This is a genomic window from Halomonas sp. AOP27-A1-41 (genome assembly GCF_052378605.1).
Classification (GTDB): Bacteria; Pseudomonadota; Gammaproteobacteria; order Pseudomonadales; family Halomonadaceae; genus Vreelandella; species Vreelandella citrativorans.
The window spans coordinates 69,789-82,550 of the sequence record NZ_JBQSXT010000017.1 but is presented as its reverse complement, the minus strand read 5'-3'; the positions used below and the strand labels follow the sequence as shown (position 1 = coordinate 82,550).

Here is a 12,762-nt window from a genome sequence, read left to right as displayed (position 1 = left end):
ATTTCATGCGCGGGGGATCTGCTTGCCGTCGATGTTCTAACACCAGACAACACACCTCATCTGTTTGATGAAATCACCGATTTCTACAGCACCACCGATATTGTCAGCGCTAACCTGGAATCCACCGTTGACAAGAACAGTCTCGTGGGGCGCACCCAAGCATCGGGACAACCGGCGCGTATGAATACCACTGAGACAATGTTCCAGAAGTTTCGCAACGAAGCAAAAATCAACTATTTCAGCACGGCGACCAACCATGCCATGGACTGGGGCGAACAGGGTGTACTTGCCACCCTCGATGTGCTCAAAAAATCAGGCGCCTACTATTCTGGCACTGCCGCAAGCCAGGCTGAACAGGATGATGTCGTCGTGATTAATAAAAACGGCATCAAAGTTGCCTTGCTGGCATACACCTTCGACCTCAATGGTTACGAAAAAGATATTCCCGCCGATATGCCCTATCTGATTAATATCGTTCGGTTCAATGATGCTAATCCAGCCCCTGATTACTCACTGATTGAGAAGCAGGTGGTGGCAGCGAAAGCGAAGGGCGCGGACTGGATTATCGCCTACTGCCACTGGGGGTGGGAGTTTGAGATGTACCCGCATGTGAATATCAGAGAAGCCGCCCACAAGGTGATTGACTGCGGTGTTGACACCATTCTTGGCAATCACGCCCATGTCAGCCAGTCAGCGGAACTTATCCCGCGCGAAGGCAAGCAAGATGCACTGGTGGTTTACGCGTTCGGTGACTTCGTCAGCTATCACCCGGAAAGCCGCAATTCAAAGCTTGCCTATATTGTTAAATTCGACATCGTGAAGGTCTACGATGCTATAGAATTGGCTAACCTTCAGGCCCTACCCATTTATATTGTCAATGAGAAGCTTGGTGGTGATCGCTACGACTGCCGTATCGTCAAATTTTATGACGTTTTGAAAAACCCGGATGAGTACGGCCTAACCGAGCTGGAGAAAAGCCAGCTGCCGCATTTGGAAGAAAAAGTGTGGCACGCGGTACTCTCGCCACTTGCGAGGCTCGGTACACGTTAGAAGCGAACGAAAACGTAGAGTAATAGGCGGATCACACTGAACATTATGCTAACCAGCAAACCATTCTCGCCCCTAAAGGTTGGATACTTCATCCAACCTTTAGGGTATTGCCGTAAGAGCATTCAACGAACCGCTTGATACCAGACAGCAGTGGTCTACTCCACAGTCACGCTTTTCGCCAGGTTACGCGGCTGATCGACATCGGTGCCTTTAAGCACTGCGACGTGGTAGCTCAAAAGCTGGAGAGGAAGCGTATATAAAAGTGGTGCCAAGGCTTCGTGAATATGCGGCAGCTCAATGACTCGGATATTGTCATGCGGCTTGATACCCACGTTCTCATCGGCAAATACAAATAGCTGGCCGCCCCTGGCACGGACTTCCTGCAGGTTGGATTTTAGCTTTTCCAACAGGTCGTCATTGGGTGCGACGGAAATCACCGGCATCTCGCTATCTACCAGCGCCAGCGGGCCGTGCTTAAGCTCACCGGCTGGGTACGCTTCTGCGTGTATATAGGAGATTTCCTTAAGCTTAAGCGCGCCTTCCAGTGCAATCGGGTAGTGCGCACCACGGCCCAAGAACAGCGCATGGTGCTTTTCAGCAAACGCCTGGGAGAGCTGCTCAATCTGGCTGTCCAGGGCCAGTACTTGTTGGCAAATATCAGCAAGCGAATGCAGCGCCTTCACAATACCTGCATGCTCTTCCTGCCCCTTCGCTTTGCTTATCGCCAGCGTCAGAAGCAATAGTGCTACCAACTGAGTGGTAAACGCTTTTGTGGAGGCAACGCCAATTTCCGGGCCTGCGCGGGTCATCAGGGTCATATCTGATTCACGCACCAGGGAGCTTCCCGGCACGTTGCAAATAGCTAGCGAACCGACATAGTTCAAGGTCTTGGCAAAACGTAGTGCCGCCAGCGTGTCAGCGGTTTCACCCGACTGGGAGAGCGTTACGAACAGCGTATCGGAAGGTACGACCGGGTGGCGGTAACGATACTCGGAGGCCACCTCAACCTGTACCGGCACGCCTGCATAACGTTCAAGCCAGTAGCGGGCCACCATGGCTGCGTGATAGCTGGTACCACAGGCAATGATATGGACCTGGCGGGTTTTCTGGAAAAGCGCTTGAGCATCAGGACCAAAGCTCTCGACCAACACACTGTCCGCGCTCAAACGCCCTTCCAGGGCCGCCTCAATCACGGTGGGCTGCTCGAAGATTTCTTTAAGCATGTAGTGGCGATAATTGCCTTTGCTGGCAACACCATCACCATGCTCAAAAACGTGTACCGACCGTGTTACTGAGCTGCCATCTTTATCGACAATCCGGATAGAACCCTTTTCACTTAACTCGACCACATCGCCTTCTTCCAGATAAATAAAGCGATCCGTTACTTGTAGCAAGGCAAGCGGGTCTGAGGCTAAAAACGCTTCCCCCATACCCACACCTACCACCAGCGGGCTTCCCTGACGTGCACCTACTACTATGCCCGGCTCCTTGACACTCATAACGCCCAGCGCATACGCCCCACCCAGACCATTCACAATTTGCTGGGTTGCCTCAAACAAGCTGAGGCCACTCTGCAACTTGTCCGCTAGCAAATGCGTAATGACTTCGGTGTCGGTTTCCGAGCTAAACGTATAGCCACTTGCCTGCAGCGTCTCTTTTATATATTCGTAGTTTTCAATAATGCCGTTATGCACCACGCTGACGCTGTCACCGCTATGGTGCGGGTGGGCATTGGCTTTTGAAGGCTTTCCGTGAGTTGCCCAGCGCGTGTGAGCAATCCCTGACGCTCCCGGCAGCGGTGCACTATTCAGCTCGTTCTCAAGGGCTGCGACCTTACCCACTGCGCGATGACGAGTAAGCTGGTTATGATCGTTCAACACCGTCATGCCCGCTGAGTCGTAACCGCGATACTCCAGGCGCTTAAGCCCTTCCAACAGTATGTCTTGCACGTTACGTTGCGCTACAGCAGCGACGATGCCACACATAAACCGTTCTCCCAGGAAAATTAAAGTAGCGATGTACCGCGCGTTTACTTGCCAGCTTTAACAGGACGCACCCAATCGGCCTTTTCCAGCTGCTTGCCTCGCGTCACCGCCAAGGCATGCTCACGGACATCTTTTGCTATGGTGGATCCAGCGCCTATGGTTGCACCTATCCCCACACTAACCGGGGCTACCAGTGCGCTGTTAGAGCCAATAAAGGCATAATCGCCGATCTCAGTGTGATGCTTATTAGCGCCGTCATAGTTGCACGTAATTGTGCCCGCACCAATATTAACGTCACGCCCCAAGCGGGCATCGCCAACATAGCTTAAGTGGTTAATTTTGCTGCCCTCGCCTACCTCAGCGTTTTTGGTTTCTACAAAATTGCCCACCTTGGCATTAACCGCCATGCGCGTACCGGGGCGCAGGCGCGCATAAGGCCCCACTTGGTTATGGCCAGCCATCTTCGTTTGATCAATAACAGTGTGGCTATCAATGCTACTTTCAGCACCGATGGCACTGTTTTTGATCACGCAGTAAGGCCCTACACTAACGCCATCACCCAGCGTCACGTCACCTTCAAAAATGCAGCCCACGTCAATAAACACGTCGTGACCACAGGTGAGGCTTCCGCGCACGTCGATCCTTGCAGGATCAGCCAGTGCCACGCCCTGCTCCATTAACAGGTCCGCTTGGCGCGCCTGGTAAACGCGTTCTAACCGCGCCATTTGGGCACGATTATTAACCCCTTCTACTTCAACGGCGTGAGCTGGCTGCTCGGTGCAAACTTTAATCCCCTCTTTAGCCGCCATTTCGATCACATCGGTCAGGTAGTATTCACCCTGAGCATTGTCAGCGGAAAGCTTAGGCAACCAACGCGCCAGTTGGGCACTGGTCATCGCCATGATGCCGGTGTTGCACTCGGTGATCGCACGCTCGGCGTCATTGGCATCTTTTTGCTCTACAATCGCCACCGCATCGCCCGCCGCATTGCGCACAATACGGCCGTACCCCGTTGGATCGTCCAGCGTAACCGTCAGCAGCCCCATCTGTTGTTCGTTCACATGGGCCAACAGCGCTGTCAGCGTTTCACTTTGAATGAGCGGTACATCGCCATACAGTATCAAAACAATGCCGTCACCCAGTTCATTCAATGCTTGAGCAGCGGCATGCCCCGTGCCTTTCTGCTCTTCTTGCACGGCAAACGTGACGTTTTCATCCGCCAATGCGTGACGCAGCTGCTCTGCGCCGTGACCAATGACGACCTGCGTACGTGCAGGGCTTAGGCTCGCCGCGGTTTCCAACACGTGCGACACCATGGGTTTGCCCGCCAAGGAGTGAAGCACCTTCGGCATGTGTGAGCGCATCCGCGTGCCTTTACCCGCTGCGAGAATCACTACATCTAGCACTTTTTGCATTCTCATTACCCTTCTTCTGTATGATGCACGTTAGGAGACGCCCACTGACCAATACCGCTTTCATTGATGAGTTCTTCGCCAAACTCATCAACAAAAGCAGGGCTTGCAATACTCTGCCACTGGTCGCCATCGCGGATCAGCATTAATACACTCAGATTCTGCGCAACGGCCACTTCCATACCGGTATCGCTACCTTCTACCAATAACGCGGTGGCCCAGGCATCGGCCCAAGCGTTGGATGGATGGAAAACCGATACCGATGCAAGATTATGCGAGACAGGCCGCCCGGTACGTGGATCAATGGTATGTGAAAAGCGCTGCCCATCAGCCTCAAAGTAATTGCGGTAATCCCCTGAGGTCGCTACCGACATATCGTGAAGAGGCACAATATGCTGTGCTTGTGGCACGCTACTTTGCGGTGTTTCAATGCCTACGCGCCAAGGCGTCTCTCGATCATCACGATAGCCGTGCGCCAGCATATCTCCCCCCAGGTTGATTAAATAACCCTCTATCCCTTGCTGATTTAGGTACGCTGCCACGCGGTCGGTTGCATGCCCCTTGGCGACACCGGAAAGATCCACATAAACATCACGCTCACGGCGCGCCTGCATGGCCTGAGTATCGATCGCTACAGCATCAAAGCCCACTTCGGCCAAGCGCTCGGCCAACTGGTGCTCCGAAGGGGCTTCTTGCGGGCGAGCCTCAGGACCAAAACTCCATAAATTGACCAGACCACCAACGGTCATATCAAACGCGCCGTTACTTTGTTCAGACACCGAGCGGCTTATCGCCAGTACTTCAATTAGCTCGTTGGAAAGTGGCTGCCACTCATTAAGCGGCGCCTGGTTAAACAGGCTTAGTTCAGAGTCATCTTTATACGTCGACATGGACACATCAACACGTTCAAGCTCTTCCAAAAAACCGGCTTCCAGATGGCTGGCTTGCTCCTGGGTTAGCGGGTCACTAATGGTTACCTGATAAAACGTGCCAAAGATGCCGCCCTCTAAACGGACAGGCGACTCCAAAGGACGATCTTTTTCCGAACAGCCAACCAACAGTAACAGCGACATAATGCATACCGCTTTTACTGTTAACCGTATTGATTCAGGCATAAATAGGGTCATGAGCTTACTCTACATGTAAAAAAACCAGAGGAGCCACGCACCAAACAGTACGCGATAAACAACAAAAGGCTGCATCCCCATTTTTTTAATAATAACGAGGAAATAGTGAATACACAGGTACGCAATAACACCGGACAATAGCGTTCCGGCCGCCATGGATAGCCAATCGACTGACTGGGGCTGATGTAAAAGTTCAACGGCTTCTAACCCACCGGCTAGTACGATTACCGGGATGGAAAGTAAAAAGGAGAACCGCGCAGCCCCTTCACGACTCATACCTACCAGAAGGGCGGCGGTGATGGTAATCCCTGACCGTGATGTGCCCGGAATGAGCGCCAACGCTTGGGCGCCGCCAATGATCAGCACATCTTTTAGCTGCATTTGGTATTCACTGCGGGTACCGCGTTTTTTCCAGTCGGCGTACCCCAGTAACAGGCCAAAGCCAATCAGGCTGAGCGCGATGATAACCGTGGAGCGCATATACACCGAGATAACATCACGAAGCAGAAAACCGATGATACACACAGGCAGCGTGGCAAGCGTGACCCAGATCGCGAGCCTGGCATCTTTATTGATCCCCCGGCCACGCAGCGCTGCCAGGCTGCTCGCTATCATTTGCCAAATTTCATGCCGGAAATAGACCACTACCGCGCTTAAACTGCCCAAGTGGAGCGCGACATCAAAAGCAAGCCCTTGGTCCTCCCAAGAGGTTAATACGGGTACTAAAATCAAGTGCGCCGAGCTTGAGACAGGTAAAAATTCCGTTATCCCTTGCACAGCGGCAAGTACCACTATTTGGAGCCACTCCATGGGTCATCCTATACATCAAAAGGGTGGTTGAATGACAATGGCGCATAAGGATACACCTCCATTAGGGGATTGTCCGCCATGGCTGCCATCGTTTTGTATTGCGTATTAGCCTGCTTAGAACAAAGGGCTTAAGAGATCATATTGCAGTGCGCTACAATAATGCTTTATTGAAAGCGCTCCCTTGTCAGGTATTCCATGACTCAGACCGTTGAAACGCCAGTGGTTCCCAACCACGAGCTAGATAATCAGGAAGCCAAGCGCGTCACCTATATCGGTGCCTGGTTGGATGGTGTGCTTAGTATTGTCAAAGTGGTGGTCGGTTTTTGGGTGGGTTCTGCCGCACTGATTGCCGATGGCATCCACTCGCTCTCCGACTTAATCACCGATGGTTTTGTACTGGCCGCCATTCATTACGGGCGTCAGGAGCCCGACAACGACCATCACTATGGTCACGGGCGCATCGAAACACTCACCACGCTGCTGTTGGGTAGCGTACTGATCTTTGTGGCAGGCGGTATTGCCTGGTCAAGCCTGGAGCGCTTGTTTAGCGGCACAGAAGTCACCGCGCCTGGCATCGTGGCGATTGTGATTACGTTTATTGCGCTGATCAGTAAAGAGTGGATTTTTCGCTACACCATGCGCGTCGCCAAGCGGGTAAAATCCAAACTGCTGGAGGCTAACGCCTGGCACTCCCGTAGCGATGCCCTTTCTACTGCGGTGGTGCTGGTCGCACTGATTGGTGCTCAGTTTGGCTTGGGCTGGCTGGATGCCGTTGCCGCCATTGTGGTTGGCCTGCTGGTAGGCAAGGTTGGCTGGGATTTACTCTGGGAGTCTGCGCGGGAATTAGTCGATACCGCACTGCCTGAAGACACCCAGCGCCAAATGCACGACGTAGCCTGTAGCGTACCGGGCGTGGATAGCGTGCATGACCTTCGTACTCGCCAGTCGGCAGGCTGGGTAATGGTGGATTTGCATGTCGTGGTCGGGCCTAAAATCACCGTTTCAGAAGCCCATGAGATAGGTAATGAGGTCAGCCGCCGTTTACGCCATGAGTTTCCGCTACTCACCGACGTTATTTTCCATGTTGACCCTGAAGATGACGCTGGAGAAGGGGACCCCAGCCGAATGCCTGGCCTGCCACTACGCCCGGAAGTTGAGGCCGCGCTTGACCAACGCTGGTACGCGCATCCGGTGTGGCGCACGTTAAACGAGCTTCAACTGCACTATCTGGATGACAAAGTGTCCGTATCGCTGATTATCGGCGATGCGGTACATCAGCCCCCGCAATGTTTGGCTAGCCAGCTCAAAGCGCTCGCCAGTGATATCGAGTGGCTCGGTCATGTGGAAGTCATGTTTATCACCCGAGCGGCCAGTAGCGCGATGCGCTAGCCGTTCGCTAAACGCCAAATACTCAACCACCTGACGGGCCTTATGGTTTCAGTACGTAATGAATGCGCTTAACCTTACCTTGTTTGAAAGGCTCAACGCCGCCGCTGACACCCCTGCCTGGCTGGTCATGTTTGCTCATGGATGCGCCGTTGAATTGATGTGGCTACTACCTGCGCTGCTGGTAGTCGGTTGGCTGCGCGGCGGTGAACAGCTCAAGCAGCCACTGCTGGAGGCACTGATAGCGACGCTGCTGGCCTTAGCGATAAGTGGCATCATCGGGATGCTGTGGCCGATGCCCCGGCCCTTTGCGGTACCGGTAGGCACTACGTTAATGGCCCATGCGCCAACCCCAGCCTTTCCCAGTAATCATCTAACGATCATTCTAACCATGGCCTTTAGCTTGATGCTGCACCGCTACACCCGACGTATCGGCAGCCTTCTTCTGCTCTTGGCCATTCCCGTCGGCTGGGCAAGAATTTTTTTGGGCGTCCACTTTCCCCAGGACATGGCAGGCGCTGCCCTTTTGTCAGCCGTTATGGCTGTGCTGGTGGGTTTCAATCGCGCCTGGCTAGTGCTACCGGTTTATGAGCACGTCGCCAAGCGCCTTTATCACTGGCTGTTCGCGCCGCTTATCCGCCGTGGCTGGGTGAAGCGCTAACCGGCTGTTCGCTATAAGCTAGTAAGAATTACTGTTGCAATAGAGAAGTAAATCAATACCCCGGTGGCATCAATCAAGGTGGTGACCAGCGGCGCTGAGGCAGCTGCCGGGTCGACCTTGAAGCGCTCCAGTACAAACGGCAGGCACATGCCTAACAGACTGCCAAACAGTACGATAGTGACCATACTGAGGGAGACAATAATAGCGACTTCGTTGCCTGCTCGCAGTATCCCGATAGGGGCAACGGCGATGGCCATGGTCAGCCCCAGGGAGCCAGCTACCAACAGCTCACGGCCGAGCATTTTGCTCCAGTCCTTAACGCCTACATCACCGGTTGCCATACCGCGAACCATCAGCGTTGCCGCCTGAGCGCCTGCGTTACCGCCACTACCAATCAACAAGGGCAGAAAGAATACCAGCGCCACTTGGGCGGCAATAATATCTTCAAAGTGAGCAATACCCGCGCCAGAAAACAAGTTGGCAAAAACCAGTACTACCAGCCACGTCACCCGTTTACGGTACAGGCTCCACAGCGATACACGGCTAACGCCATCTTCCAACTGGCCAATCGACATCCCCTTGTGGATATCTTCGGTGGCTTCCGACTCCGCCACGTCCATCGCATCATCGTGAGTAACGATACCCACCATACGGTTTTCGGCATCAATCACCGGCAGTGCCAGAAGATCATAACGAGCCACGATACGAGCTACTTCTTCCTGCGCTTCGTCCACAGCGGTGCTGATCACATCCTTGATCATGATGTCGTCAACCAACGCGCCGGGCCTGGCAATCATCAGCTGACGCAGGGACATCGTGCCAATCAGCCTGCCATCGTTGTCCAGGATATAGAGCTGATAGACCGTCTCTGCATCCGGAGCGGTCTGGCGTACGCGCATCATTGCCTGAGACACCGTCATGCCACTGGCTATCGCCACATAGTCAGAGGTCATAATGGCGCCTGCAGTACCTTCCTCGTAGCCTGCCAGCCGCTTGAGGTCTTCCCGCTCCTGATGTGCCATGCGCCGTAACAGCGCTTCTCGGCGATCCTCATCCAGAAGATTGAACAGGTCCACCCGTTCGTCAGAGCCCATCTCTTCCAACAGCTTAAGTACCTGGGTGTCCTTTAGCTCACCCACGACTTCCAGCTGGCTTTCACCTGGCAAGTAGCCAAGCACATTAGCGGCGCGTTCTGTAGAAAGTATATCGAGCACTGAAAGCGCTGCGGACAGCTCTTCGTCCTCCTCGATAAGCTCTTCAAGCACCTCACCAATATCTGCCGAACGAACTTCGGCCAATCGTTCGGATAATAGCTCTTTTTTCGGTTCCTCTTTGACCAGCTCGTCCAGCAGCTCGGTTTTTAATTCCTGCAAGATTTCATCGTTCAATGACATCGCGTTCTCCTTCTCTGCAGACGAGTCAGTGCTGACAAGCATTATGCTACTAAATGCTTATGACAAGTGTACCAGACAAAAAAAACGCCCCTTAAACCCTAACGGGTTCAAGGGGCGTTTTATTCACGCTTACCGCGTAGTGTTAGCCTTTACCTGCCTTTTTGCGCAGCTGCTGGATCGTACGCAGCTGTGCAACGGCTTCGGCAAGTTCAGCGGAGGCACGGGTATAATCCAGCTCCGATGACTTCTCATTAAAGGCTTTCAGCGCTTCCTGACGCGCTTCTTCGGCAGCGGCCTCATTGAGGTCGCTGGCCCGCGTCGCGGCGTCAGCAAGGATCGTCACGACATCCGACTGAACTTCCATAAAGCCGCCGGAGACAAAGAAGTGTTCCTCCTTGCCACCATCGTGGATCACCCGTACAGGGCCCGGCTGAAGCTCGGTCAGCAGCGGGGCGTGACCCGGCAAAATGCCCAAGTCACCCATCATCCCGGCAGCTACCACCATCTCGATACTGCCCGAGAAGATAGACTCTTCAGCGCTGACGATATTGCAAGTGAAGCTATTCGCCATAGCGAATCCCCCTAATAAACGGGATTACTTCTTCATCTGATTGGCTTTTTCGACCGCTTCGTCGATGGAGCCAACCATGTAGAAGGCCTGTTCGGGCATATCGTCGTATTCACCGTCCAGGATACCCTGGAAACCACGAATAGTATCTTTCAAAGAAACATACTTGCCGGGTGAGCCAGTGAATACTTCAGCCACGAAGAACGGCTGCGACAAGAAGCGCTGGATTTTACGCGCCCTGGAAACGGCTAGCTTGTCTTCATCAGACAGCTCGTCCATACCCAGAATGGCGATAATATCCTTCAGTTCCTTGTAACGCTGCAGTACGTTCTGTACGCCACGAGCAACCGCATAATGCTCATCACCCACCACCAACGGATCCAACTGACGAGACGTTGAGTCCAGCGGGTCGATGGCCGGGTAGATACCTAGCTCAGCAATGGAACGGGCCAGTACAACGGTCGCGTCCAGGTGCGAGAAGGTGGTTGCCGGAGATGGATCGGTCAAGTCATCCGCCGGTACGTATACCGCTTGTACGGAGGTGATTGAGCCTGATTTCGTCGAGGTGATACGTTCCTGCAGAACGCCCATCTCTTCGGCTAGCGTCGGCTGATAACCCACCGCAGACGGCATACGGCCAAGCAGTGCAGATACTTCTGTACCGGCCAGGGTGTAACGGTAAATGTTATCGACGAACAGTAGAACGTCGCGGCCTTCATCACGGAATTTTTCAGCGATGGTCAGACCGGTCAGCGCAACGCGCAGACGGTTACCGGGCGGCTCGTTCATCTGACCGTAAACCAGCGATACCTTATCGATAACGTTGGATTCGGTCATTTCATGATAGAAGTCGTTACCCTCACGCGTACGCTCACCTACACCGGCAAATACGGAATAGCCGCTGTGCTCGGTGGCGATGTTGCGGATAAGCTCCATCATGTTAACGGTTTTACCAACACCCGCACCGCCGAACAAGCCAACCTTGCCACCCTTGGCAAACGGGCAGACCAGGTCGATAACCTTGATACCGGTTTCCAGCAGCTCGTTAGAGGCTGCCTGGTCGGCATAGCTGGGTGCTTTACGGTGGATCGGCATACGCTCTTGCTCACCGATCTCACCCGCTTCATCAATCGGCTCGCCGAGTACGTTCATGATACGACCCAGCGTTTCCTTACCTACCGGTACGGAAATCGCGGCACCTGTGTTGGCTACGTCCAAGCCACGCTTTAAGCCCTCAGTGGAGCCCATGGCAATGGTGCGTACCACGCCGTCGCCCAACTGCTGCTGGACTTCGAGGACAGTCTCTTTTTCAGAGACTTTCAGCGCGTCGTAGACCTTGGGCACAGAGTCCCGCGGAAACTCTACGTCAATCACCGCGCCGATGATTTGTACGATACGTCCGCTCATCTTGGTTCCTCTCAAAAACCTGCAAATGAAACCTGTCTGCCGGGAGCCGCTTTATTGGGCAGCTCCCTAGGCGTTATACGGCTGAAGCGCCGCCGACGATCTCAGAAATTTCCTGGGTGATGGCAGCCTGACGGGCCTTGTTGTAAACCATCTCCAGATCGTCGATCAGGTTGCCCGCGTTATCAGTGGCACTCTTCATAGCGATCATTCGGGCGGCCTGTTCGCACGCACCGTTTTCGACTACCGCCTGATACACCTGCGATTCGATGAATCGAACCAACAGGCTGTCTAGCAACGCCTTGGCATCCGGTTCATACAGGTAGTCCCAGCTTCCGGGACGGGCGTTTTCTTCGTCATGTTTAGCGTCTGCGCCCATATCAGGCGACAGCGGAAGAAGCTGACGTACAACCGGGCGTTGCGTCATGGTATTAACAAATTCGTTATACACCACGTACAAGCGGTCAAGACGTCCTTCATCGTACGCTTCGAGCATGACCTTGATACTACCGATCAGACCCTCGACCGTAGGTGCTTCACCTAATCCGCTCTTGGCCGCAATCAGGTTGCCGCCATAGTTACGGAAGAAAGCACTGCCTTTCGCGCCAAGGGCACAGAAGTCCAGCTCAGCGCCTTCCTGGCTCCAGACACGGGCATCTTTCACCACGGCCTTGAACAGGTTGACGTTTAAGCCGCCGCACAAACCGCGGTCGGTAGACACCACAATGTAGCCTACGCGATTCACCTCGTTACGCTCGATCATGTAATCGTGGCGATATTCGGGGTTAGCGTCAGCAATGTGGCCTACGACGTTGCGAATCTGCTTGGCATACGGCTGGCCAGCCTTCATCAGATCTTGTGCTTTACGCATTTTCGATGCAGCCACCATTTCCATGGCACTGGTGATCTTCTGCGTATTTTTGATGCTCCCGATCTGGGTGCGTATCTCTTTTGCAGCTGCCATA

The 12,762-nt window shown here is 53.8% G+C and carries 11 protein-coding genes; 3 read left to right on the top strand and 8 right to left on the bottom strand.

Annotation, left to right across the window (positions count from 1 at the left end):
• The coding region (locus ACT3TC_RS12225; protein WP_444640224.1) for a CapA family protein at nucleotides 1-1,050 on the top strand (1,050 nt) is incomplete at its 5' end.
• Between the two features lie 155 nt (nucleotides 1,051-1,205).
• Here the strand turns inward: ACT3TC_RS12225 and glmS are convergent.
• Genes glmS through ACT3TC_RS12205 form a run of 4 tightly spaced genes read right to left on the bottom strand, consistent with a single transcriptional unit; the run spans nucleotide 1,206 to nucleotide 6,384 of the window.
• A complete protein-coding gene (glmS, locus tag ACT3TC_RS12220; RefSeq protein WP_444640223.1) occupies nucleotides 1,206-3,035 on the bottom strand; it encodes a glutamine--fructose-6-phosphate transaminase (isomerizing) in 1,830 nt (609 codons plus the stop codon).
• Between the two features lie 44 nt (nucleotides 3,036-3,079).
• On the bottom strand, nucleotides 3,080-4,450 hold the full coding sequence (glmU, locus tag ACT3TC_RS12215) for a bifunctional UDP-N-acetylglucosamine diphosphorylase/glucosamine-1-phosphate N-acetyltransferase GlmU (protein WP_444640222.1): 1,371 nt from the start codon (nucleotides 4,448-4,450) through the stop codon (nucleotides 3,080-3,082).
• Between the two features lie 5 nt (nucleotides 4,451-4,455).
• On the bottom strand, nucleotides 4,456-5,574 hold the full coding sequence (locus ACT3TC_RS12210; protein ID WP_444640221.1) for an FAD:protein FMN transferase: 1,119 nt from the start codon (nucleotides 5,572-5,574) through the stop codon (nucleotides 4,456-4,458).
• A 9-nt stretch (nucleotides 5,575-5,583) separates the two neighbouring features.
• Nucleotides 5,584-6,384 (bottom strand): undecaprenyl-diphosphate phosphatase, encoded by an 801-nt coding sequence (locus ACT3TC_RS12205; protein ID WP_172118713.1) that lies wholly within the window; start codon nucleotides 6,382-6,384, stop codon nucleotides 5,584-5,586.
• 195 nt (nucleotides 6,385-6,579) lie between these two features.
• Here ACT3TC_RS12205 and ACT3TC_RS12200 point away from each other — a divergent pair, with 195 nt between their 5' ends.
• Nucleotides 6,580-7,773 (top strand): cation diffusion facilitator family transporter, encoded by a 1,194-nt coding sequence (locus ACT3TC_RS12200; RefSeq protein ID WP_172118714.1) that lies wholly within the window; start codon nucleotides 6,580-6,582, stop codon nucleotides 7,771-7,773.
• A 58-nt stretch (nucleotides 7,774-7,831) separates the two neighbouring features.
• A complete protein-coding gene (locus ACT3TC_RS12195; RefSeq protein ID WP_444622533.1) occupies nucleotides 7,832-8,431 on the top strand; it encodes an undecaprenyl-diphosphatase in 600 nt (199 codons plus the stop codon).
• Between the two features lie 11 nt (nucleotides 8,432-8,442).
• Here ACT3TC_RS12195 and mgtE read toward each other — a convergent pair whose 3' ends face one another.
• The 4 genes from mgtE to atpG form a co-directional block, all read right to left on the bottom strand.
• Complete coding sequence (gene mgtE, locus ACT3TC_RS12190) at nucleotides 8,443-9,825, bottom strand: magnesium transporter (RefSeq protein ID WP_444640220.1); 1,383 nt, start codon at nucleotides 9,823-9,825, stop codon at nucleotides 8,443-8,445.
• A 142-nt stretch (nucleotides 9,826-9,967) separates the two neighbouring features.
• Nucleotides 9,968-10,396, bottom strand: a complete 429-nt coding sequence (locus ACT3TC_RS12185) for a F0F1 ATP synthase subunit epsilon (RefSeq protein WP_444622531.1) — start codon at nucleotides 10,394-10,396, stop codon at nucleotides 9,968-9,970.
• A gap of 24 nt (nucleotides 10,397-10,420) precedes the next feature.
• On the bottom strand, nucleotides 10,421-11,800 hold the full coding sequence (atpD, locus tag ACT3TC_RS12180) for a F0F1 ATP synthase subunit beta (protein WP_444622530.1): 1,380 nt from the start codon (nucleotides 11,798-11,800) through the stop codon (nucleotides 10,421-10,423).
• A 73-nt stretch (nucleotides 11,801-11,873) separates the two neighbouring features.
• Nucleotides 11,874-12,761, bottom strand: coding sequence for a F0F1 ATP synthase subunit gamma (gene atpG / locus ACT3TC_RS12175; protein ID WP_444622529.1), 888 nt, complete (start codon nucleotides 12,759-12,761; stop codon nucleotides 11,874-11,876).
• Nucleotide 12,762 lies beyond the last annotated feature (1 nt).

Excerpts from the sequence above, each read along its gene's own strand:
- glmS (WP_444640223.1), bottom strand. The coding sequence starts at position 3,035 with ATGTGTGGCATCGTCGCTGCTGTAGCGCAACGTAACGTGCAAGACATA.
- glmU (WP_444640222.1), bottom strand. The coding sequence starts at position 4,450 with ATGCAAAAAGTGCTAGATGTAGTGATTCTCGCAGCGGGTAAAGGCACG.
- ACT3TC_RS12210 (WP_444640221.1), bottom strand. The coding sequence starts at position 5,574 with ATGACCCTATTTATGCCTGAATCAATACGGTTAACAGTAAAAGCGGTA.
- ACT3TC_RS12205 (WP_172118713.1), bottom strand. The coding sequence starts at position 6,384 with ATGGAGTGGCTCCAAATAGTGGTACTTGCCGCTGTGCAAGGGATAACG.
- ACT3TC_RS12200 (WP_172118714.1), top strand. The coding sequence starts at position 6,580 with ATGACTCAGACCGTTGAAACGCCAGTGGTTCCCAACCACGAGCTAGAT.
- ACT3TC_RS12195 (WP_444622533.1), top strand. The coding sequence starts at position 7,832 with ATGAATGCGCTTAACCTTACCTTGTTTGAAAGGCTCAACGCCGCCGCT.
- mgtE (WP_444640220.1), bottom strand. The coding sequence starts at position 9,825 with ATGTCATTGAACGATGAAATCTTGCAGGAATTAAAAACCGAGCTGCTG.
- ACT3TC_RS12185 (WP_444622531.1), bottom strand. The coding sequence starts at position 10,396 with ATGGCGAATAGCTTCACTTGCAATATCGTCAGCGCTGAAGAGTCTATC.
- atpD (WP_444622530.1), bottom strand. The coding sequence starts at position 11,800 with ATGAGCGGACGTATCGTACAAATCATCGGCGCGGTGATTGACGTAGAG.
- atpG (WP_444622529.1), bottom strand. The coding sequence starts at position 12,761 with ATGGCAGCTGCAAAAGAGATACGCACCCAGATCGGGAGCATCAAAAAT.